The 21,393-nt window shown below is 65.4% G+C and carries 24 protein-coding genes; 7 read left to right on the plus strand and 17 right to left on the minus strand.

Translation table 11 applies throughout. The annotated features are described in order from the left end of the window. Positions 1–145: 145 nt before the first annotated feature. From KW835_RS00575 to KW835_RS00590, 4 genes are all read right to left on the minus strand, one after another. On the minus strand, positions 146–502 hold the full coding sequence (locus tag KW835_RS00575) for a hypothetical protein (protein WP_218380346.1): 357 nt from the start codon (positions 500–502) through the stop codon (positions 146–148). Between the two features lie 82 nt (positions 503–584). Further along, positions 585–3,191: an ATP-dependent chaperone ClpB gene (clpB, locus tag KW835_RS00580; RefSeq protein WP_218380347.1), complete on the minus strand. Its 2,607-nt coding sequence runs from the start codon at positions 3,189–3,191 to the stop codon at positions 585–587. Positions 3,192–3,375: 184 nt separating this feature from the next. After that, positions 3,376–3,852 (minus strand): molybdenum cofactor biosynthesis protein MoaE, encoded by a 477-nt coding sequence (locus tag KW835_RS00585; protein ID WP_218380348.1) that lies wholly within the window; start codon positions 3,850–3,852, stop codon positions 3,376–3,378. Beyond that, on the minus strand, positions 3,849–4,079 hold the full coding sequence (locus KW835_RS00590; RefSeq protein ID WP_218380349.1) for a hypothetical protein: 231 nt from the start codon (positions 4,077–4,079) through the stop codon (positions 3,849–3,851). Before KW835_RS00590 ends, KW835_RS00585 begins: the two co-directional genes overlap by 4 nt. A gap of 244 nt (positions 4,080–4,323) precedes the next feature. Between KW835_RS00590 and KW835_RS00595 the strand changes: the two genes are divergently transcribed. The 3 genes from KW835_RS00595 to dapA all read left to right on the plus strand — a co-directional run bounded on the left by KW835_RS00595 (position 4,324) and on the right by dapA (position 6,152). Then, complete coding sequence (locus KW835_RS00595; protein ID WP_218381013.1) at positions 4,324–4,578, plus strand: hypothetical protein; 255 nt, start codon at positions 4,324–4,326, stop codon at positions 4,576–4,578. Between the two features lie 11 nt (positions 4,579–4,589). Then, positions 4,590–4,955: a hypothetical protein gene (locus KW835_RS00600; protein WP_218380350.1), complete on the plus strand. Its 366-nt coding sequence runs from the start codon at positions 4,590–4,592 to the stop codon at positions 4,953–4,955. Between the two features lie 312 nt (positions 4,956–5,267). Beyond that, positions 5,268–6,152: a 4-hydroxy-tetrahydrodipicolinate synthase gene (gene dapA / locus KW835_RS00605; RefSeq protein ID WP_218380351.1), complete on the plus strand. Its 885-nt coding sequence runs from the start codon at positions 5,268–5,270 to the stop codon at positions 6,150–6,152. Between the two features lie 24 nt (positions 6,153–6,176). Here the strand turns inward: dapA and KW835_RS00610 are convergent, their stop codons facing one another. From KW835_RS00610 to KW835_RS00645, 8 genes are all read right to left on the minus strand, one after another. Then, entirely contained in the window at positions 6,177–6,431 is a 255-nt protein-coding gene (locus KW835_RS00610; RefSeq protein WP_218380352.1) for a MoaD/ThiS family protein, read from the minus strand. 82 nt (positions 6,432–6,513) lie between these two features. Next, positions 6,514–7,758, minus strand: a complete 1,245-nt coding sequence (glp, locus tag KW835_RS00615; protein ID WP_218380353.1) for a gephyrin-like molybdotransferase Glp — start codon at positions 7,756–7,758, stop codon at positions 6,514–6,516. Beyond that, positions 7,755–8,309 (minus strand): molybdopterin-guanine dinucleotide biosynthesis protein B, encoded by a 555-nt coding sequence (gene mobB / locus KW835_RS00620; RefSeq protein WP_218380354.1) that lies wholly within the window; start codon positions 8,307–8,309, stop codon positions 7,755–7,757. The genes glp and mobB overlap by 4 nt, the downstream gene beginning before the upstream one ends. A 106-nt stretch (positions 8,310–8,415) precedes the next feature. Beyond that, the gene (gene thrC, locus KW835_RS00625; RefSeq protein WP_218380355.1) at positions 8,416–9,849 is read right to left on the minus strand and encodes a threonine synthase; all 1,434 of its coding nucleotides are present in this window, start codon (positions 9,847–9,849) and stop codon (positions 8,416–8,418) included. Between the two features lie 19 nt (positions 9,850–9,868). Continuing rightward, positions 9,869–10,183, minus strand: a complete 315-nt coding sequence (locus KW835_RS00630) for a response regulator (RefSeq protein WP_218380356.1) — start codon at positions 10,181–10,183, stop codon at positions 9,869–9,871. Positions 10,184–10,213: 30 nt separating this feature from the next. Beyond that, a complete protein-coding gene (locus tag KW835_RS00635) occupies positions 10,214–11,548 on the minus strand; it encodes a homoserine dehydrogenase (RefSeq protein ID WP_218380357.1) in 1,335 nt (444 codons plus the stop codon). 78 nt (positions 11,549–11,626) lie between these two features. After that, positions 11,627–12,658 (minus strand): DUF1176 domain-containing protein, encoded by a 1,032-nt coding sequence (locus tag KW835_RS00640; RefSeq protein ID WP_218380358.1) that lies wholly within the window; start codon positions 12,656–12,658, stop codon positions 11,627–11,629. 33 nt (positions 12,659–12,691) lie between these two features. Beyond that, the gene (locus KW835_RS00645) at positions 12,692–13,933 is read right to left on the minus strand and encodes a pyridoxal phosphate-dependent aminotransferase (RefSeq protein WP_218380359.1); all 1,242 of its coding nucleotides are present in this window, start codon (positions 13,931–13,933) and stop codon (positions 12,692–12,694) included. A gap of 160 nt (positions 13,934–14,093) precedes the next feature. Between KW835_RS00645 and KW835_RS00650 the strand changes: the two genes are divergently transcribed. From KW835_RS00650 to KW835_RS00660, 3 genes are all read left to right on the plus strand, one after another. Further along, positions 14,094–14,465: an Mth938-like domain-containing protein gene (locus KW835_RS00650; protein ID WP_218380360.1), complete on the plus strand. Its 372-nt coding sequence runs from the start codon at positions 14,094–14,096 to the stop codon at positions 14,463–14,465. Between the two features lie 230 nt (positions 14,466–14,695). Further along, on the plus strand, positions 14,696–15,181 hold the full coding sequence (locus KW835_RS00655; protein WP_218380361.1) for a peroxiredoxin: 486 nt from the start codon (positions 14,696–14,698) through the stop codon (positions 15,179–15,181). Positions 15,182–15,380: 199 nt separating this feature from the next. After that, on the plus strand, positions 15,381–17,156 hold the full coding sequence (locus KW835_RS00660; protein ID WP_218380362.1) for a PhoH family protein: 1,776 nt from the start codon (positions 15,381–15,383) through the stop codon (positions 17,154–17,156). Positions 17,157–17,370: 214 nt separating this feature from the next. Here KW835_RS00660 and dnaB read toward each other — a convergent pair whose 3' ends face one another. The 5 genes from dnaB to rpsF all read right to left on the minus strand — a co-directional run bounded on the left by dnaB (position 17,371) and on the right by rpsF (position 20,472). After that, positions 17,371–18,795, minus strand: coding sequence for a replicative DNA helicase (gene dnaB / locus KW835_RS00665; RefSeq protein WP_218380363.1), 1,425 nt, complete (start codon positions 18,793–18,795; stop codon positions 17,371–17,373). A gap of 200 nt (positions 18,796–18,995) precedes the next feature. Further along, positions 18,996–19,448 carry a 50S ribosomal protein L9 gene (gene rplI / locus KW835_RS00670; RefSeq protein WP_015013247.1) on the minus strand — a complete coding sequence of 151 codons (453 nt, stop codon included), beginning with the start codon at positions 19,446–19,448 and terminating at the stop codon, positions 18,996–18,998. 12 nt (positions 19,449–19,460) lie between these two features. Continuing rightward, positions 19,461–19,742, minus strand: a complete 282-nt coding sequence (rpsR, locus tag KW835_RS00675) for a 30S ribosomal protein S18 (RefSeq protein ID WP_044397946.1) — start codon at positions 19,740–19,742, stop codon at positions 19,461–19,463. Positions 19,743–19,759: 17 nt separating this feature from the next. Beyond that, a complete protein-coding gene (gene priB / locus KW835_RS00680) occupies positions 19,760–20,050 on the minus strand; it encodes a primosomal replication protein N (RefSeq protein ID WP_218380364.1) in 291 nt (96 codons plus the stop codon). Between the two features lie 14 nt (positions 20,051–20,064). Next, complete coding sequence (gene rpsF, locus KW835_RS00685; protein ID WP_218380365.1) at positions 20,065–20,472, minus strand: 30S ribosomal protein S6; 408 nt, start codon at positions 20,470–20,472, stop codon at positions 20,065–20,067. A gap of 305 nt (positions 20,473–20,777) precedes the next feature. Here rpsF and grpE point away from each other — a divergent pair, with 305 nt between their 5' ends. Next, positions 20,778–21,326 carry a nucleotide exchange factor GrpE gene (grpE, locus tag KW835_RS00690; RefSeq protein ID WP_218380366.1) on the plus strand — a complete coding sequence of 183 codons (549 nt, stop codon included), beginning with the start codon at positions 20,778–20,780 and terminating at the stop codon, positions 21,324–21,326. The last annotated feature ends 67 nt before the right edge of the window (positions 21,327–21,393 follow it).

Consider the following 21,393-nt stretch of genomic DNA (forward strand, 5'->3'; position numbering starts at 1 on the left):
GCCATGCAAGGCGGCGGCGGGGTACGAGCAGGGCTGCCGTACAGTATCTGACACCCTGCCGGCGCCGGTATCCAAAAGCTGGTGGAGGCGAGTGTCTAAGTGACCGCTAACGTCGGCTGAGCGACACGCATGCCTGCGCGCTGGCTCAGCGCAGATCCCGCGCCTCCACATCGGTCACCTGCGCTGCACCGGGCAGGATGCCACCCCGGCGCGATGCCACGGGGGCCTCTGCCCCGTCACCAGGCTCCGGTGCGCGCTGTGCCCCCGCCGAAGACCAGCGTTGGGTGGAGCGAAACGCGGTGCTGAAACCCGAGCGCGGGTCCATGCGCATGACCCATGGCGTGACGGGCTTGCCGGTCAGGCGCGCCCAGCCCGCACGCAGCACCCACGCCAGTGCCAGCACCATCACGGCGGCCAGCAGGCTCAGAAACAGCACCACGCCCATCGCCACGACCAACAGCCGCACGATCAGGCGAAACACGCTGGCAACAAAATCGTTCAAACGACACCTCTCCTTCACAACTGCGCCAACGCCGCCCCGGCCTTGGAAGGCCGGGGCGGCGCGCCGCGTTCACTTCACCGTATCAGCCCTGCGCCACCGCGCCGAACTGGAAGACCCCGGGTTCGAGCACCGGGTTCACCGTGACCGGAATCACGCTCTTGGGCGGGAAACGCCCTTCCAGCAGCAGCTTGGACAGCGGGTTCTCCAGCCGCTGCTGGATCGCCCGCTTGAGCGGCCGCGCACCGAACACGGGGTCGAACCCCACCTTGGCCAATTCTGCCAAGGCCGCGTCCGACACCTGCAGCTCCAAATCCATCTTGGCCAGCCGGGATTGCAGCTGGTGCAGCTGGATCCTGGCGATGGCGGCGATGTGCTGCGCATCCAGGCCGTGGAACACCACGGTCTCGTCGATGCGGTTCAGGAACTCGGGGCGGAAGTGGTTCTTGAGCTCGCCCCACACCGCTTCCTTGATGTCCTCGGAGTCCTGGCCCACCATCGCCTGTATCAGGTGCGAGCCGATGTTGCTCGTCATCACGATCACCGTGTTCTTGAAGTCCACCGTGCGGCCCTGGCCGTCGGTCAGGCGACCGTCGTCCAGCACCTGCAGCAGCACGTTGAACACGTCGGGGTGGGCTTTTTCCACCTCGTCGAGCAACAGAACGCTGTAGGGCTTGCGGCGCACGGCTTCGGTCAGGTAGCCGCCCTCTTCATAGCCCACGTAGCCGGGCGGCGCGCCGATCAGGCGGGCCACGGAATGCTTCTCCATGAACTCGCTCATGTCGATGCGGATGAGGTGGTCTTCGCTGTCGAACAAGAAGCCCGCCAGCGCCTTGCACAGCTCGGTCTTGCCCACGCCCGTGGGGCCCAGGAACAGGAAAGAGCCGGTGGGACGGTTCGGGTCCGACAAACCCGAGCGCGAGCGGCGGATGGCGTTCGCCACGGCGGCAATCGCCTCCTCCTGGCCCACCACGCGCTCGTGCAGCTTGTCTTCCATCTGCAGCAGCTTGTCCTTCTCGCCCTGCATCATCTTGGCGACCGGAATGCCGGTGGCGCGGCTCACCACCTCGGCGATCTCCTCGGCACCGACCTGGGTGCGCAGCAGGCGCGGCGCGCTGGCGGCCCCGTCCTTGCCGTCTTCCTTGGCCTGTGCCTCCTTGAGCTGGCGCTCCAGGTCGGGCAGCTTTCCGTACTGCAGTTCGGCCACCTTGTTGAAGTCGCCCTTGCGGGTGAACTCCTCGATCTGGAACTTGAGCTTGTCGATGGCTTCGCGCACGTGCGCGCTGCCCTGGGCCTGGGCCTTCTCCGACTGCCAGATCTCGTCGTAGTCGGCGATCTCCTTTTGCAGCTTGGCGATTTCCTCCTCGATCAGCGCAAAGCGCTTGAGCGAGGACTCGTCCTTCTCGCGGCGCACGGCCTCACGCTCGATCTGCAGCTGGATGAGGCGGCGGTCCAGGCGGTCCATGACCTCGGGCTTGGAGTCCATCTCGATCTTGATCTTGGACGCCGCCTCGTCGATCAGGTCGATCGCCTTGTCGGGCAGGAAGCGGTCGGTGATATAGCGGTGCGAGAGTTCGGCCGCGGCCACGATGGCCGGGTCGGTGATGTCCACGCCATGGTGCACCTCGTACTTCTCCTGCAGGCCGCGCAGGATGGCGATGGTCGCCTCCACCGTGGGCTCGCCCACCAGGATCTTCTGAAAGCGCCGCTCCAGCGCGGCATCCTTCTCGATGTACTTGCGGTATTCGTCGAGCGTGGTGGCGCCCACGCAGTGCAGCTCGCCGCGCGCGAGGGCTGGCTTGAGCATGTTGCCCGCGTCCATCGCGCCCTCGCCCTTGCCCGCGCCCACCATGGTGTGCAGCTCGTCGATGAAGACGATGGTCTGGCCCTCGTCCTTGGCCAGTTCGTTGAGCACGGCCTTCAGGCGCTCTTCGAACTCGCCGCGGTACTTGGCGCCGGCCAGCAGAGCGGCCATGTCGAGCGACAGCACGCGCTTGCCCTTGAGCGACTCGGGCACCTCGCCGGCCACGATGCGCTGGGCCAGGCCTTCGACGATGGCGGTCTTGCCCACGCCCGGCTCGCCGATGAGCACGGGGTTGTTCTTGGTGCGGCGCTGCAGCACCTGGATGGCGCGGCGGATCTCGTCGTCGCGGCCGATCACGGGGTCGAGTTTGCCGATGCGGGCACGCTCGGTCAGGTCCAGGCAATACTTGGCCAGGGCGCCGCGCTGGCCCTCCGCCTCGGCGCTGTCCATCTTCTGGCCGCCGCGCACGGCATCGATGGCGGCCTCCAGGCTCTTGCGGGTGAGGCCGTTTTCCTTGGCGATGCGCGCGGCATCGCCCTTGCTGTCGACCACGGCCAGCAAGAAGAGCTCGCTGGCGATGAACTGGTCGCCGCGCTTGATGGCTTCCTTCTCGGTGGCCTGCAGCACGCGCCCGAGCTCGGGCCCGCCCTGCACCTGGTCGTTGCCCTGCACCTGCGGCAGCCGCTGCACGGCCGACTCCGCAGCGGCCAGCAGCCCTTGCACATTGACGCCGGCGCGCTGCAGCAGCGCACGCGGGCCATCGTCCTGGCGCAGCATGGCCACCAGCACGTGGACGGGTTCTATGTAGGCGTGGTCATTGCCCAGCGCAAGGGTCTGGGCGTCGCTCAGGGCTTCCTGAAACTTGGTGGTGAATTTGTCGAGACGCATGGGTCGATGTCCTTCCGAATTGCAGACAACTTGGGGCAGGAAGTGCCTGATTTCAAGACAGTATCCGCACCAGCAGTTGATGTGTGTCAGAAAAACCCAGCAAACGCGCTCGACCGATTCACTATTAATTTCATAGCATCAAGCGCTTTGCTGATGAGCGATTGCGGCCATTTTTTCACAATACCTAAGCGTTTTGCACCGTGATGCCCCAGCGCGCCAGCGCCGCGTCGTCGCTCACCCGCGCGTCCACCCAGCGTGCGCCCTGCGGGGTTTGCTCCTTCTTCCAGAACGGCGCCTGGGTCTTGAGGTAGTCCATCAGGAATTCGCAGGCCTGAAAGCTCTGGCCACGGTGCTTGCTGGTCACCGCCACCAGCACGATCTGGTCGAGCGGCTCGAGCAGCCCCACACGATGGATGACGCGGGCGCCGAGGATGTCGAAGCGGCGGAAAGCCTCGTCCACCATGGCCTCGATGGATTTCTCGGTCATGCCGGGGTAGTGCTCCAGTTCCATCGACGACACGGCATCGCCTTCATTGCGATCCCGCACGGTGCCGACAAAGCTGCAGACGGCGCCCACCCCTTTGTTGCCGCTGCGCAGCGCTGCGATCTCGGCGGAGAGGTCGAAGTCCTCCGCCTGGATGGATACGCGGGGCGCGGTCATGGCGAGCGGTGCAGCCGGGGCGCCGCCAGCAGGGCGCGCTCTTCCTCGACCACCTTGTTCAATTGCGCCAGCGCCGCGTTCTGCGGCAACTTGGCCAGCAGCGCCTGCAGGCGCGTCACGTCGCCCACCGTCGGGGCCACCTTGATCTGTGCGACGGCGGCATCGATGTTGCCGCCCTGCACCAGCGCCAGGACTTTGCCGGGCCATTCACTTTTGGGTTTTGCCATGGGAGGATATTCGATTGTCTGTACGATGGGCCCGCACTTTACCCCCTGTGCCTGCCTTAGGGACCCTCTGCACGAATCGAGCGTAGAGTGGGCGCTGCGGATCGGGAAGGGCTGCAAGGCGCAAAACGCAGCAATAGCCGCAGCTATTGCGAGTATTTGCAACGCTGCAGACCGCCCGAGACCGCATATGCCCACGGCGCGGTGATTCGTGCAGAGGGTCCCTATGCGCACACTCTCCACCCTCATGGCCACGCAAACCATCACCACCGGGCTGTACAAGCTCTACCCCTCGCCGCGCAATGCGCACAAGGACGTGTTCGACCACCAGGTCTTCGTGCCCTACCCCTACGCCATCATCGACCTGGCCGTGATGGACCTGGCGGGCAAGACCACGCTGTTCGCGGCCTGCCGCCTGTCGGACATGAAGATGGGCCAGGTGGTGAGCTTCGAACTGGCGGCCGACCAGGCGAAGTTCGAACGGCTGTTCACCCCCGACTGAGCAAGGCGCCCATGGACGACGACAACCAGATCCACGTGCCGCCCTCCTTCATGGCGGTGTACAGCGACGCGCGCAATCGCCTGACCGAAAGGCCCGCCGTGGTGCGCACCCGCTACGAACTGTGCGAAGACCTCGCCGGCCACCTGGTGGAGCACGCGCAGACGCTCTACCACGTGCAGGCGCCGTCCGAGGCCGAGATCCTGCGGCGCATCCACGCGGGGCTGTGCACGGCCGAGTCCGGGGTCTCCACCGCCGAGGCCACCTGGATCGTCACGCGCCTGGCCGAGCTGCTGAACTGGCCCTGCCCCGAACTGGTCCCGCCGCAACCTGCCGATGCGCCGGCCGACGGCGCGGCTGCTGCAGGCCCGGCGCTCTGACGGCTGCGCCCGCACCACCACCAGCTCCGCCGTGGCGCCCAACAGACAGCCACCGGCACGCTGGCTCGCTATACTGCCCCGCATGCCCACGCACACCTTGATCGCCATGATGACCGCTCCCGCGGCCACACGGCAGTGCGTGGTCAAAGCCAAAAAACCAGAGCTCATCTGACCGGAGCTGTGGTTCCGTCCGGATGAGCGACGGAACCACCTGGTAGAGAAATCCCCTCTTCTTTCGTTTTCTCTTTTCCTTCCCGGCATTCCGCGCGCGCACCTTCCGGACGGTTCTTCCACGGGTCGAACCTTGAAAGGATGCTTCGCTTGTCCGCCACCGCTACCTCCCTCTCTCTGCAGCCCTTCAGCGGGCTCTGGATCCCTCTCGTCACGCCGTTCAAGGACGGTGCCGTGGACCACGCCGCCCTGGCCGCCCTGACCCGCACGCTGCGCGGCCAGGGCGTGGCCGGCTTCGTGGCCTGCGGCTCCACGGGCGAGGCGGCCGCACTCTCCAAGGACGAACAGCTCGCGGTGCTGGAAACGGTGCTTGCTGCCGCCGACGGCCTGCCCGTGGTGATGGGCCTGTCGGGCTACCACCTCGGCCAGGTGGTCGAGTGGGTGCGCGCCCTGGCGGCCTGGCCGCTGGCAGGCCTGCTGGTGCCGGCGCCGCACTACATCCGCCCGTCGCAAGAGGGGCTGGTTCATTGGTTCACCGCCATTGCCGACGCCAGCTCCGCCCCGCTGATCGTCTACGACATCCCCTACCGCACCGGCGCCACGCTGGCCACCGAGACAATGCTGGCCCTGGCCGCGCACCCGCGCATCCGGGCCGTCAAGGACTGTGGCGGCAACCCCGCCAAGACGCAGGCCATGATCGCCGACGGGCGCCTGGCCGTGATGGCGGGCGAGGACGCGCAGATATTCACCACGCTGGCCCAGGGCGGTGCGGGAGTGATCGCGGCCAGCGCGCACTGCCATGCACCGCGCTTCGTGGAGCTGATCGAGCTGCTGCGCACGGGCGACCTGCCCGCAGCCCGGCGCGTGTGGCTGGCGCTGCAGCCGTGGATCGCGATGTGTTTTGACGAGCCCAACCCGGCGCCGCTCAAGGCCGTACTGGCGCAAGCGGGCTTACTGCACAACGAACTGCGCGCGCCGATGATGCCGGCCTCGGCAGCGCTGCAGGAGCGCCTGCGGGCCCTCTGAACCGCGTCAGGCCGGCAGGCAGGTTCACCCGCCCGTGACGGGCGGGAAAAAGGCGACTTCGGCGCCCTCGGCCAAGGCGGCCGTTTCATCGCTCAACACCTGGTTGAGCGCCATGCGCACGGCCCGGCCCCGGGCCAGGCTGGCGGCATGGGCACCGCCGCGCGCGATGAGTTCGTCGCGCAGCGCGCCCAAGTTGGCGGCAGGCGTGGCCACCGCCTCCTGCCCGGTACCGACTGCCTCGCGGATGGAGGCGAAGTAGCGAACGGTGATGTTTTTCATTGCAGGGCTGCTCTTCCATGAAAAGCTGCGCCCGTGGGCGACAGCGACCACACGCAGTGAACAGCGCGAGGGCCAACTCGTTTCATGACAGCAGCTCCGCAAAAGGGATGAATCGCACGGTGTCTCCATGCGCGATGGTCTGGCCTGCGGGGTTGTCCACCACACCATCGCCCCACGCTGCCGAAGTGAGCACACCCGAGCTTTGGTTGCCAAAGATGTCCAGCCCTCCTGCCGCGTTGTGGCGCACGCGCAGGAACTCGCGGCGCTTGTCGGCGCGGGGCCAGTCGAAGTGCGCGGTGGCCTCCAGGGCCTGCGGCGCCACGGCCTGTACACCCTGCAGGCGCAGCACGAACGGCCGCACCAGCAGCGCAAAGGTCAGGAAGCTCGACACGGGATTGCCGGGCAGGCCCATGAAGTGCGCAGCGCCCTGCGCACGCGGAATCTGGCCGTAGGCGAATGGCTTGCCGGGCTTCATGGCGATCTGCCACAAATCGAGCCGGCCCAGCGACTCGACCGCCGGCTTGATGTGGTCCTCTTCGCCCACCGACACGCCACCGCTGGTCAGGATGAGGTCGTGGTCCGCGCTGGCGCTGCGCAGCGCTTGAACGGTGGCTTCACGCCGGTCGGGCACGATGCCCAGGTCGGTAACCTCGCAGCCCAGGCGCAGCAGCAGGGCGCGCAGGAAGAACCGGTTGCTGTTGTAGATGGCGCCCGGACGCATGTGCTCTGGCGCCACCTCGCCCGGCATCACCAGCTCGTCGCCCGTGGAAAACAATGCCACGCGCGGCCTGCGAGCGACCTGCAGCTGGTGCAGGCCGATGCTGGCGGCCAGGCCCAGCTCGGCGGGTGACAGGCGCGTGCCCTTGGCCAGCACCACCGCGCCGCGCGTGATGTCCTCGCCGGCGCGGCGGATCCACTGGCCTGGCTGGGGCACTGCATTGATGCGCACGCTGTCCGGCGCGACGGCCTCGCAGTCTTCCTGCATGAGGACGGCGTCGGCCCCCGCCGGCACGGGCGCGCCGGTGAAGATGCGCGCGGCCGTGCCGGGCGAAAGCGGCTCGCCCGCGCTGCCTGCCGCAATGCGCTGCGACACCGGCAGCAAGGTGCCTGCCGCGGGCAGGTCGGCCCGGCGCACGGCGTAGCCGTCCATGGAACTGTTGTCCTGCGGCGGCACGTGCAGCGCCGAGACGCAGTCCTGCGCCAGCACCCGGCCATCGGCGTCGAAGGTGGAGACAGCCTCCGTGGCCGCGAGCGGCGCGGCCTGCGCCAGCAGATCGGCCAGGGCGTCGTCCAGGGGTTTGAGGGGCGCGCGTTGACCGGTCGTCACAGGCCGGCTCCGTAAAGCTCTTCGTTGTAGTCGAACCGGTCCGCGTTCTGAAGCAGCCAGTCCACCACCTGCGAAGGGGCGTTGAGGTCGAGCAGGGGCAACTGCGTGGGCACCGTGAGCGCGCCGGGCGCGTCGGTGGCGACGGCGACCACGAAGTCGTCCTCGGGGTAGCGCACGGGCTTGGCGGGCTGGCCGGCTTCGGGGGCGCGCCACACCTCGATCTTGAGCAGGTCGCTGTCCTTGAAGCCTTCCACCAGCACCCAGTCCACGCCCGGATACAGCTCAGCGATCAGGTGGTGCACGGAAAGCGTGGCAGGGCGCTCGAACTCGCGCACCAGCATCAGGCGCTTGTCGGACGCGGCCACGACTTCAAAGGCCCCGGCCTCGCGGTGGCGGTAGGTGTCCTTGCCGGGGTGATCCACATCGAAGCTGTGGTGCGCATGCTTGACCACCGACACCCTGAGCCCGCGCAGGCGCAGCTCGGGGATGAGCTGCTCGACCAGTGTGGTCTTGCCACTGCCGGAAAAGCCCGCAAAACCGATCACCTTCATCCACCGCTCCTTGATTTGCTATCTTTATAATAGCTAACAGCGCTTTATGGATAAGCGCTGTAGCCATTTTTGCCATGCCTTTGAGGCCATGGCGGGCTTGGGGGCTTCAGCCAGCGCAATGCCGGGCGATGTACGCCTTCACCTGCTCCGCGTCCGCCGGCATGACATGCACCCGCTTGGGCAGGCTCTCGATGCCCGCGAACTTCTCGGGCCGCTCGGGCGCATGGCCCAGGGCTTCCTGAATGGTTTCGGCGAACTTGATGGGCAGTGCGGTCTCCAGCACGATCATCGGCACCGAGGCATCGCCGTGGTGCTCGCGCGCCACCTTTACGCCGTCGGCAGTGTGGGTGTCGATGGTCACGCCATGGCGCTTATGGGTGTCGCGGATGGTGGCCAGGCGGTCGGCGTGGGTGCTCTTGCCGCTTTCAAAGCCGTACTTGCCCGCGGCATCGGCGAACAGCGGCTCGGCGCTCAGGTCGAACCGGCCATAGGTCTGCAGCGCGGCGCTGAACAGGGCCTTGGTACGCTGGCCGTTGCGTCCCAGCAGGTCGAAGACGAAGCGCTCGAAGTTGCTGGCCTTGCTGATGTCCATCGAGGGGCTGGAGGTCTCGTGCGTGTCGGCAGCGGCACGCACGCGGTACACGCCGGTACGAAAGAACTCGTCGAGCACGTCGTTCTCGTTGGTGGCCACCACCAGTTTGGCAATGGGCAGTCCCATCATGCGCGCCACGTGGCCTGCGCAGACGTTGCCGAAGTTGCCGCTGGGCACGGTGAAGCTGACCTTCTGGTCGTTGGTCTCGGTGGCCTGGATGTAGCCCGCGAAGTAGTACACCACCTGCGCCAGGAGGCGCGCCCAGTTGATGGAGTTGACGGTCCCGATCTTGTATTGGCGCTTGAAATCGAGGTCGTTGCTCACGGCCTTGACGATGTCCTGGCAATCGTCGAACACGCCTTCGATGGCGATGTTGTGGATGTTCTCGTCCTGCAGGCTGAACATCTGCGCCTGCTGGAAGGCGCTCATGCGGCCGTGCGGGCTGGTCATGAAGACGCGCACGCCCTTCTTGCCGCGCATGGCGTACTCGGCCGCGCTGCCGGTGTCGCCGCTGGTGGCGCCCAGGATATTGAGTTCTTCGCCACGGCGGCCCAGCTCGTACTCGAACAGGTTGCCCAGAAGCTGCATGGCCATGTCCTTGAAGGCCAGCGTGGGGCCGTTGGACAGGGCTTCGAGCCACAGCCCGTCTTCGAGGTGGCGCAGTGGCACGATCTCGCCCGTGCCGAAGACTTCGGCCGTGTACGTCTTGGCGCACAGGGCCTTGAGGTCCGCGCCAGGGATGTCGTCGATGTACAGCGACAGGATCTGGAACGCCAGCTCGGCATAGCCCTGCTCGTGGTAGGCCTTGCGAAGGCGCGTGAGCATGGCATCGTTGACCTGAGGGTAATGCTCGGGCAGGTACAGGCCGCCGTCGGGCGCCAGGCCTTCGAGCAGGATGTCGCAGAACTGCTTGCGGTCTGCGTGCCCGCGGGTGCTGAGGTATTTCATGGGTTTTCTTCCAGCGTGCCTAGAGGCTGATGCCATAGACACGGATGTCGATATACAGACGCGAAGCGATCAATAAAAAATAGCCGCCGATCAGGATCAGCCAGTGCCATGCACGGTCCTGCCGATTGTCGGTCCGGTCCAGCAGCACGAAATACAGCCAGGCCGCAAAAAAACTCCCCAGGCCGTTGCCGATGGCATGCAGGCGCGGCATCGACTGGAAAAGCGCCAGGCCTACCAGTACGCCGAACCAGAACGCCAGGTGCCACCTTGGTTGCTCGACAAGCGACAGCCGCAGCAGCGCGCCGAGCGTGAGTGCCGCAACCAGCGTGGGCATGGCCGTCGGTCCAAGGTGATCGTGCGCGGGTCAGTTCAGTTCCTCCTTGCGGATGCGCGTGATGGGCGCCAGCACCGTGGGCAATGCCTGCATCTGGGCGATCACGGCGTCCATCGTGCCTTCGCGGGTGTCGTGGGTCAGGATGATCAGGTCTGTCTGGGTGGAGCCCTCGCCGCCCACTTCATCGGCCTCGCGCTGCAGCACCGCGTCGATGCTCACGCCCGCCTCGGCCAGCAGGCCCGTGACCTTGGCCAGCACGCCGGCCTGGTCAGCCACGCGAAGGCGCAGGTAGTAGCTGGTGACCACTTCGCTCATGGGCAGCACGGGCAGCGATCCCATCGCGTCGGCCAGTGTGTTGGGCTGGAAGGCCAGGTGGGGCACGCGGTGCTCGGGGTCGGCCGTGTGCAGGCGGGCGATGTCCACCAGGTCGGCGATCACGGCGCTGGCCGTGGGCTCGCTGCCCGCGCCCTTGCCGTAGTACAGCGTGGTGCCCACGGCATCACCCTGCACTACCACGGCGTTCATCGCGCCCTCGACGTTGGCGATCAGGCGCTTGGAGGGCACCAGGCTCGGGTGCACGCGCAGCTCCACGCCCTTGTCGACGCGCTTGGTGATGCCGAGCAGCTTGATCCGGTAGCCCAGTTGCTCGGCGTACTTGATGTCGGCAGCCGACAGCTTGGTAATGCCTTCGACATAGGCCTTGTCGAACTGCACAGGGACGCCGAAGGCAATGGCGCTCATCAGCGTGACCTTGTGCGCGGCATCCACGCCTTCGATGTCGAAGGTGGGGTCGGCTTCGGCGTAGCCCAGGCGCTGGGCTTCTTTCAGCACCACGTCGAAGTCGAGGCCCTTGCTGCGCATCTCGGACAGGATGAAGTTGGTGGTGCCGTTGATGATGCCGGCGATCCACTGGATGCGGTTGGCGGTGAGGCCTTCGCGCAGCGCCTTGATGATCGGGATGCCGCCGGCCACGGCGGCCTCGAAGGCCACCATCACGCCCTTGGCCGATGCGGCCGCGAAGATTTCGGTACCGTGCACGGCCAGCAGCGCCTTGTTGGCCGTGACCACATGCTTGCCCGCCGCAATGGCTTCGAGCACCAGCGCGCGGGCGATGCCGTAGCCGCCGATGAGCTCGATGACGATGTCGATGTCGGGGTTGGCGATGATGGCGCGGGCGTCGTTGACGACCTGGATGCCGTCGCCGACCACTGCCTTGGCACGCTCCACGTCCAGGTCGGCCACCATCGTGATCTCGATGCCGCGGCCCGCACGGCGGCGGATTTCTTCCTGGTTGCGCTCAAGCACGTTGAACACGCCGCTGCCGACGGTGCCGATGCCCAGAAGGCCTACTTGGATGGGTTTCATGATGATGTTGGGAAGAAGGGTTGAATCGGGTGGAAATAAGGGGCGGGCGTTCAAGGGGGGAGGCTGCGCGGCGGCGCCTCAGCGAGTGACGTAGCTCGGCAGTTGCCAGGCGCCGCCGGGAAAGCCCCGGCACATGCTGTCTCCGGCCTCGCGGGTGAGCACGAAGCCCCGTCCGTCGAACTGCCAGTCGCGCGTGGACCAGCAGTCGCCGATGCCCCTGCCCTTCATGGCGGAATGGACAGCGCCGGTGTCTGCGTCGAATTCGCCGTCCACGTCCTGCAAAGGCTCTGGCTTGTGGGGCGGCCGGTCGTTGGCGATCCACAGCAGACTGCTGGAGTTGTAGGCGCCCATGCCGCAGGGCAGCGACAGCAGTAGCTTGCGGTCCGTGAGGCGGCGCACCTCGGCCGTGGACGGGTTCAGAGGATCCTGGCCGGTGCACTGGTCGGCCACGTTGGCGCGGTCGATCTCCGCGATCAAGGGCTTGGCCAGTGCGCCATCGCCCTTGCGGGGCGCCGCGGGCAGCACGGCCTTGACCGAGGGAGCGGCCACGGGTTGCAGCACCGACGATTCCGCCTTGCTGCCGCGCCGCACCAGCGCACCGGGCGTGCCGACGCGGCCTTGGGCCTCATCCATCTTGAGCAGTACCGCACTGGCGCCGGCCAGCGACAGCGTCCACCGCTCCTTGCCAGCCAACACGGTGGCTTGGTCGTTTTTGAGCAGTTCTTGCAACAGGTGCGGCACCTGGCGCGCGGGCACACGGGCGATGTCGTGGCCCTCCAGGTCCCTCACCGAGACTTTGCCCACTCGCAGTTCAAGCGCTTGCAGTTCAGTCTTTTCGGTGTAGACCTGCAAATCCACCTGCACCGGCGTGTTGGGACCCGCCGGGCGCGTCAGGAGAATGGAAACGGGCTCGGAATCACCGTCTTCCGACTGGTATCCCACCGCCCGGCAGGTGCGGGTGTTGTCGCATTGCAGCGCCCAGTCCTTGTGCTGGAACCCCACAGGGTCGCTCTTGGGCTCGGCGGCGTGCACGGACGGCTGGCATGCAGCCAGGGCCAGAGCGCAGGCCAGCATCGCCCCTGCAGGTCCAGCAGCGAAGCGGATGCGCATGGAAAAGGCCCTCCTCACTCGGCAGCGTGCCGCTCAGGTCGCCGCCGCGGCGGCCTGCTTGCGCTTGCGGTACTGCTCCAGGAAGCGCGCCACACGGCCTATGGCGTCGCGCAGGTCGTCCTCATGGGGCAGGAACACAATGCGGAAGTGGTCGGGCGAGGCCCAGTTGAAACCCGTGCCCTGCACCAGCATGACCTTGGTTTCCTGCAGCAGCTCCAGGAAGAACTGCTGATCGTCGTTGATCGGGTACACCACCGGGTCCAGGCGCGGGAACATGTACAGGGCTGCCTGGGGCTTCACACAGGTGACGCCCGGAATGGCGGTGATGAGTTCGTAGGCCAGATCGCGCTGCTTGCGCAGGCGGCCACCATCACCCACCAGCTCGTTGATGCTTTGGTAGCCGCCCAGCGCCGTCTGCACGGCCCACTGGCCCGGCACGTTGGCGCACAGGCGCATGTTCGAGAGCATGTTGAGGCCCTCGATGTAATCCTTGGCGGGCTTCTTGTCGCCCGACACCACCAGCCAGCCGGCGCGGTAGCCGCAGGAGCGGTAGCTCTTGGACAGCGAGTTGAAGGTGAGCGTGAGAACGTCCTCGCTCAGCGAGCCGATGGCGGTGTGCGTGGCGCCGTCGTAGAGCACCTTGTCGTACACCTCGTCGGCGAAGATCACAAGGCCGTGTTCGCGGGCGATGGCGATGATGCCCTTGAGCAGCCCGTCCGAGTACAGCGCGCCCGTGGGGTTGTTGGGGTTGATGACCACGATGCCCTTTGTACGGGGCGTGATCTTGGCGCGGATGTCGGCCAGGTCCGGCATCCAGCCATTGGCCTCGTCGCACAGGTAGTGCACCGGCGTGCCGCCCGACAGGCTGGCTGCGGCAGTCCACAGCGGATAGTCGGGCGAGGGCAGCAGCAGTTCGTCGCCGTTGTCCAGCAGGGCGTTGGTGGCCATCACGATGAGCTCGCTGGCGCCGTTGCCAAGGTAAATGTCGTCGAGCGCCACGCCCTTGATGCCCTGCTTTTGCGTCTCGTGCATCACCGCCTTGCGTGCGGCAAAGATGCCCTTGCTATCCGAGTACCCGGCCGAGTTGGGCAGGTTGCGGATCATGTCCAGCTGGATCTCTTCCGGCGCATCGAAACCGAACACAGCCAGGTTGCCGATGTTCAGCTTGATGATCTTGTGCCCGTCCTCTTCCATCTTCTTGGCCGCGTCCATGATGGGCCCCCGGATGTCATAGCAGACGTTGGCGAGCTTGGCGGATTTCTGGACGGTTTTCATGCGCTGACGATGAAGAAATGGGGTCAGGTGGCAAGCCAGAGCGGCGGGCACCTTGGCGAAACCTATAATTTGACCACAGATCAGACGCGCAACCGGCCCCTTCCGCTGCCCAGGAAGGCCGCCTCAATCTCGCCGTGGACTACGGCGCCTTGCAACACCCATGAAATTCCAACCCGACCGCTCGAACGCACAAACCATCAGCGGCTATGGCCCCGGGTGGATCGGCGTGGATGCAGAGAAGATCACCCACAGCGTGATCATCGGCTCGGGCGGCCTGCGCCAGGCCTGGGACTGCACGCGCTTCGAAGACCTCACCGCCGAGCACTTCGCGCAACTGGCCGACCTGGAGACCGAGCTGGTCATCTTCGGCAGCGGCACGCGCAACCGGTTTCCCCCGCCCGCGTGGCTCGCGCCTCTGATCGCCCGTCGCCTCGGGCTGGAGACCATGGATACGGCGGCGGCCTGCCGCACCTACAACATCCTGGCAAGCGAGGGCCGCAACGTGGTGGCCGCCCTGCTGCTGGAAGGCTGAACGGCTTCGCGTCGCCCCGATGCACCAGTGGCCCGGCATCGCACATGCCGCAGGAGGGCGGCGCCCCTCCTTCCTCTCCCGGGGAAAGGGTTGGACACACAGTCTTACATTTGGTTAGCAATCGATTTCGGAGTAAAATCACGGGTTGCGGTCGGGGGCACTCACAAGAGCAATAACACACCCGCTTCCCCCGGCTTATCAACGACTACATCCTGAGAGATTGAAGTGATATGGCGATCGTTGTCAACAAACCCCTCCCCGAATTTGAAGCCAACGCGACCGGTGGACTCAAGGTTTCCAACACCTCCCACCTTGGCCAGATTCTGGTTCTGTACTTCTATCCCAAGGACAACACGCCCGGCTGCACGACTGAAGCCATGCAGTTCCGCGACAAGTACAAGGATTTCGTGAAGGCTGGCGCCGCCGTGTTCGGCGTTTCGCGCGACAACATGAAGTCACACGACGACTTCAAGGAAAAGCTGGAACTGCCCTTCGAACTCATCGCCGATACCGAAGAGAAGATGTGCCACATGTTCGGCGTGGTGAAGAACAAGATCATGTACGGCAAGAAGGTCAAGGGTATCGAGCGCAGCACCTTCCTGGTAGGCCCCGATGGCATCCTGGTGCAGGAATGGCGCGGACTGAAGGTCCCCGGCCATGTGGACGAAGTCCTCAAGGCCGTGAAGTCCATCAAGGCCCTGAAGAAAGCCGCCTGATGGCCTGAGGAACGGGCGCAGAGGCATCCACGCGACAGCGCAGCCTTTTTGCCCAAGCCTGACATCGGGAATAGGCATAATGGATTGATGCCCCTGGTTCCCGCAACGTCTGACCCCTCCTCCCGCAAAGCCGCCTTGGTCTCCAGGCGGCTTTTTGCTTTCTGATTCCCCCACCGACACCGACCGAGGCCCTGCCACCATGCCCCTGCCCCCCGCCCCCAGCCGGCGCGCCGCCCTCCTCGCCCCCGAAGCCTACGATGTGACCGCCCGCCCCGGCAAAGCCGCTGTATCGGCGGTTGCCGAAGCCCCAGCGGCACCCCGGGAAGCACCGCCAGCACGCAGCACGGCCCGCAAGGCTGCGGCCGAGCGCACCGCGCTGCAGGTGGTATCCACGACCGCGCCCGCCGCAGAACGCGCCGGCACCCGCAGCCGCGCAGAGCCCGCCACCACAGTCGTCGCCCGCAGCCCCAGCCGCAAGACCCCGGCACGCGCCTCTGCGGCTGCAAGCGCCGTACCCGCTGCAGCAGCCCCGGCACCGGCCGCCCCGTCGCCGGCCAGCCGCAGCAAGCGCAGCCGCCCTCAGGGCCCGACCAAGCTGTTCGTGCTGGACACCAACGTGCTTCTGCACGACCCCACCAGCCTGTTCCGCTTTGAAGAGCACGACATCTTCCTGCCGATGATCGTGCTGGAGGAGCTTGACGGCCACAAGAAGGGCATGACCGAAGTCGCCCGCAATGGCCGCCAGACCAGCCGCACGCTCGACGCGCTGGCCGGCGTGCAGGGCGCCGACATCGCCCATGGCCTGAAGCTCGACTCCACAGGGCAGCGTGCCGCCGGCGGTTGCCTGTACTTCCAGACCGCACCGCTGGACTACAGCCTGCCCACCAGCCTGCCCCCGGGCAAGGCCGACAACCAGATCCTGGGCGTGGTCGAGGCGCTGCGCAAGGAACACGCGCCGCGCGAGGTCGTGCTGGTGTCCAAGGACATCAACATGCGCGTCAAGGCGCGCGCCCTGGGCCTGAATGCCGAGGACTACCAGAACGACAAGACACTGGAAGACGGCGACCTGCTGTATGCAGGCATACTGGCGCTTCCCCCGGACTTCTGGGCCAAGAGCGGCAAGAACGTCGAAAGCTGGCAGAGTGGGGCGCACACTTACTACCGCATCGGCGGGCCTCTCGTACCGCAACTGATGATCAACCAGTTCGTGTACTTCGAGGCCCCCGGCGAGCCCAGCCTGTTTGCACGCGTGAGCGAGATCCGCGAAAAGACGGCCGTGCTGCAGACCCTCAAGGACTACGGCTCGGCCAAGCACGCGGTGTGGGGCGTGACGACGCGCAACCGCGAGCAGAACTACGCCATGAACCTGCTCATGGATCCGGAGATCGACTTCGTGACCCTGACCGGCACGGCGGGCACCGGCAAGACCCTGCTGGCCCTTGCCGCTGGGCTCACCCAGGTGCTGGACGACCGCCGCTACACCGAGATCATCATGACCCGCGCCACGGTGAGCGTGGGCGAGGACATCGGCTTCCTGCCTGGCACCGAGGAAGAGAAGATGGGCCCCTGGATGGGCGCGCTCGACGACAACCTCGAGTTCCTGGCCAAGGGCGACGGCGGCAATGCCGGCGAGTGGGGCCGCGCCGCCACCAACGAGTTGATCCGAAGCCGCATCAAGATCAAGAGCATGAACTTCATGCGCGGGCGTACCTTCCTGAACAAATACGTGATCATCGACGAAGCGCAGAACCTGACACCCAAGCAGATGAAGACCCTGATCACCCGTGCGGGCCCGGGCACCAAGATCATCTGCATGGGCAACCTGGCGCAGATCGACACGCCCTACCTGACCGAAGGCTCGTCGGGCCTGACCTATGCGGTGGACCGCTTCAAGGGCTGGCCGCACAGCGGGCACATCACCCTGGCGCGCGGCGAGCGCTCGCGTTTGGCAGACTTTGCCAGCGAAGTGTTGTAAGAAGCACCCCCTGAGTCGCTTCGCGCCTTCCCCCTCTCTCGACTCGCTACGCGATTCGGGAGGGGGACGCCCCCGGTGCGGCGGGGTGACCCTTGCACGGGGGCACTGGCATGGGCCGCGCCGGTTTCAGGCAGTGCGGAAAAATTGACACCACGCAGAAAAGCCCCCGCCATTGGCAGGGGGTTTTTGCTTTGGGTCTGTGCTTTCTCGCGCGTCAGTAGTCGTCACCACCGCCCATTGCGAGGTTTTCGAAGCGCGTCTGGTTCTTCTGGAAGAACAGCTTCACGGTGCCCGTGGGCCCGTTACGCTGCTTGCCGATGATGACCTCGGCCACGTTGGGCTCCTTGCTATCCTTGTTGTAGTAATCGTCGCGGTAGATGAACATGATGATGTCGGCATCCTGCTCGATGGCGCCCGATTCGCGCAAGTCGGACATCATGGGACGTTTGTCGGTGCGCTGCTCGACCGAGCGGTTGAGCTGCGACAGGGCGATCACCGGGCACTGCAGTTCCTTCGCCAGCATCTTGAGGCCTCGGGAGATCTCGCCCAGTTCCGTGGCACGGTTGTCAGCGCTGCCAGCGCCCGACCCGCTCATGAGCTGCAGGTAATCGACCACGATGAGCCCGAGCTTGCCGCACTGGCGGGCCAGGCGCCGGGCATTGGCGCGCAACTCGCCCGGGGTCAGGCCGGGCGTCTCGTCGATGTGCAGCGATACGGTGCGCAACTTTTCGATCGCCTCGGTCAGGCGCGGCCACTCGTCGTCGGTCAACTTGCCTGTGCGCAGGTTGCCCTGGTTCACGCGGCCGATGGAGCCCACGATACGCACCGCGAGCTGGGCTGCGCCCATTTCCATCGAGAAGATGGCCACGGGCAGGCCTTCGTTGAGCGCCACGTGCTCGGCGATGTTCACCGCAAAGGATGTTTTGCCCATCGAAGGACGCGCCGCCAGCACCACCATGTCGCCCGCCTGCAGACCCGACGTCATGCGGTCCAGATCCGCAAAGCCCGTCGGCACGCCGGTGACGTCCACGGGGTTGTCGGCCATCTCCTGGACCTTGTCGAGCAGGTCGATCACCAGATTGTCCAGCGACTGGAAGCCCTGTTTAGTGCGCGAGCCTTCTTCCCCGATGGCGAAGATCTTGGCCTCGGCCTCGTCCAGAATGCGTTCGACCGTCTTGCCCTGCGGGTTGAAGGCGTTGGTTGATATTTCGTCGCTGGCCGTGACCAGCTTGCGCAGGATGGCACGCTCCCGCACGATCTCTGCGTAGCGGCGGATGTTGCTGGCGCTCGGTACGTACTGGGCCAGGTTGTTCAGGTACGCCAACCCCCCCATTTCCTGCGCCTTGCCCTGATTCTGAAGGTGCTCGAAGACCGTGATGACGTCGGCTGGCTTGCTGCCATTGATCAACGCCCCGATGGCCGAGTACACCATCTGGTGCTCGTGCCGGTAAAAGTGGCTCTCCACCAGCAGGTCGCCCACGCGGTCCCAGGCGTTATTGTCAAGCAGCAGGCCGCCCAGAACACTGGATTCGGCTTCGATGGAGTGCGGGGGCACGCGCAACTGGGCCACTTCCCGGTCGGGCTGCGGCGGAGAAGGCTCGAACACCTGTTCATCAAGCGGCGGGAAAACAGCGGACATGGGATTCCTTGGGGCAAGCGTTCAATGCTAGCTCAGCGCACCCGCCCCGCCCAGCGCGCAACGGGATAAGCCTGTGGATAAGGCGTGCACAGCCAGGGGACAGTTCTGTATGGAGACGCGCTTTAAAAAAACAAAAGCCGCCCGAAGGCGGCTTGGGGTGCACAGGGCACCAGCATGCCGGCCACGGCCGGCAAAGGCGATCAGGCGGTTTCGCCGTAGACCGACACGTTGACTTCCACCACCACATCGGTGTGCAGAGCCACGCTCACAGCGCTGTCGCTCACGACCTTGATAGGGCCGTTGGGCAGGCGGATCTGTGACTTGGCGACCTTGTAGCCTTGCTTGTTCAGCTCTTCGGCGATGTCGTGGTTGGTCACGGAACCAAACAGACGGCCGTCCACGCCAGCCTTTTGCGTCAGCTTGACGGTGGTGCCAGCCAGCTTCTCGCCTTGAGCCTGGGCTTCTGCCAGCTTGGCAGCAGCGGCCTTTTCGAGTTCGGCGCGCTTGGCTTCGAACTCTGCCTTGGCGGCTTCAGTGGCGCGACGGGCGCGGCCAGCGGGGATCAGGAAGTTGCGCGCGTAGCCGTCCTTGACCTTGACGATTTCACCCAGGTTGCCGAGGTTCACAACCTTGTCGAGCAGAATGATTTGCATGGGTTGTGCTCCTTAGATCTTGTGCTGGTCGCTGTAAGGCACCAGGGCCAGGAAGCGGGCGCGCTTGATGGCGGTGTTCAGCTGACGCTGGTAGATGGCGCGCGTGCCGGTCAGGCGTGCGGGGATGATCTTGCCGTTTTCGGCGATGAAATCGCGCAGCGTATCGACATCCTTGTAGTCGATTTCTTCAACGCCCGTCACCGTGAAGCGGCAGAAGCGCTTGCGCTTGAACAGCAGGGACTGGGTGTTGCGCTTTGGGCGCTTGTCTTTGTTGAACTTCTTGAACGTGGCCATTGCGGACCCCTTGAAAATTAATTTTGTTGAATATCCTGGATATGCAGCACTGCGTTCCTGCCATTGCGCGGGGTGGCCAGAAATCCATGGAAAGTCCAGAGACTTCCGATGTTTTGCCGTGCCAGGCGCTCGGCCATCGCACCAAAGGCGACGGCTTTCATGGCGGCCTTGACTTCGCGGGGATGGCCTGCCTCGATTTGCTGCGACCCGTGCTCGAGCCGCAGGTTGATGGCAGGCAATCCGGCGGGCGTGTAACGCAAGGGCTCAGCCTCTGCGATACAGGCGGTCAAGACTACGCGGTTCTCCACTCCAACGGGCTGGATCAGCGCTCGGCGCGCTCTTGGCGTTCGCCACGCTCGCCGCCGGCAGCTGCGTATTCAGCTTGGCTGGCCTTGCGGGCTTCTTCGCGCTCGACGGTCTTCATCATCGAAGATGGGCCCGTGTCGGCCTTCTTCTTCTGAACCGTCAGGTGGCGCAGCACGGCGTCGTTGAACTTGAAGGCGTGCTCCAGTTCAGCCATCACAGCCTGGTCGGCTTCGATGTTCACGCACAGGTAGTGGGCCTTGGCCAGCTTGTTGATCAGGTACGCCAGTTGACGGCGGCCCCAGTCTTCCACGCGGTGCACCTTGCCACCGCCAGCGGTGATCATGCCCTTGTAGCGCTCCAGCATGGCTGGAACTTGTTCGCTTTGATCCGGATGGATCAACAAAATGATTTCGTAATGACGCATGCAGACTCCTTTTGGATGACACCACCCGCTGCGTCCAGAAGCGGTGTGGCAAGGCAAAGCCGGCAATTATAGCCCGCTCCCCGCGGCTTGTACACTCACCCGTGTTTCCGAGCCGGCAAATCCGGCAAGAGCAGGCCCTCCAGGCTCCAGCCCTTGCAAATTCACCGAACGGGACGACATGCGATACAGCAAAACGATCCGGGCATGGGCAACCGCGCACATGTCCCTTCGCCGGACCTTGAAATGGCCGGGCATGTCCCCAGATGCCGCGCGTACTTACTGTTTATCCACCTTCAGACCAAGACATGTCAGACACCAGCCAACCCACTGCACAGAGCGCCCCCGCCCCCGAAGAAGTTGAAGCCGCCATGGCTGCCCACGCCTCCGACGAGCTGGCGCGGCTGCAGGGCGAGCTGGCCGAGCTCAAGGCCAAGAGCGCGGACCTGGCCGACCAGTTTCTGCGCGCCAAGGCCGAGGCCGAGAACGCCCGCCGCCGCGCGGAAGACGAAGTGTCCAAGGCGCGAAAGTTTGGCATCGAGAGCTTTGCCGAGAGCCTGCTGCCCGTGGCCGACAGCCTGGACGCTGCCCTGGCCATCAAGGAAGCCACGCCCGAACAACTGCGCGAAGGCGCCGATGCCACCTTGCGGCAGCTCACCTCTGCCCTGGAGCGCAACAAGGTGCTGGCCATCAATCCGGCAGCGGGCACCAAGTTCGACCCGCACCAGCACCAGGCCATCAGCATGGTGCCCGCCGAGCAGGAAGCCAACACCGTCGTGGCCGTACTGCAAAAGGGCTACGTGATCGCCGACCGTGTGCTGCGCCCGGCACTCGTCACCGTATCGGCCCCCAAATAAAACACGCCGGATGACTTGAACCAGTCAAAGTTATCCACAAGTTACTAGCCATCCAAACCATTCCAGC

It is taken from the genome of Acidovorax sp. sic0104, assembly GCF_019219095.1.
In the GTDB taxonomy this organism is placed as follows: domain Bacteria; phylum Pseudomonadota; class Gammaproteobacteria; order Burkholderiales; family Burkholderiaceae_C; genus Acidovorax.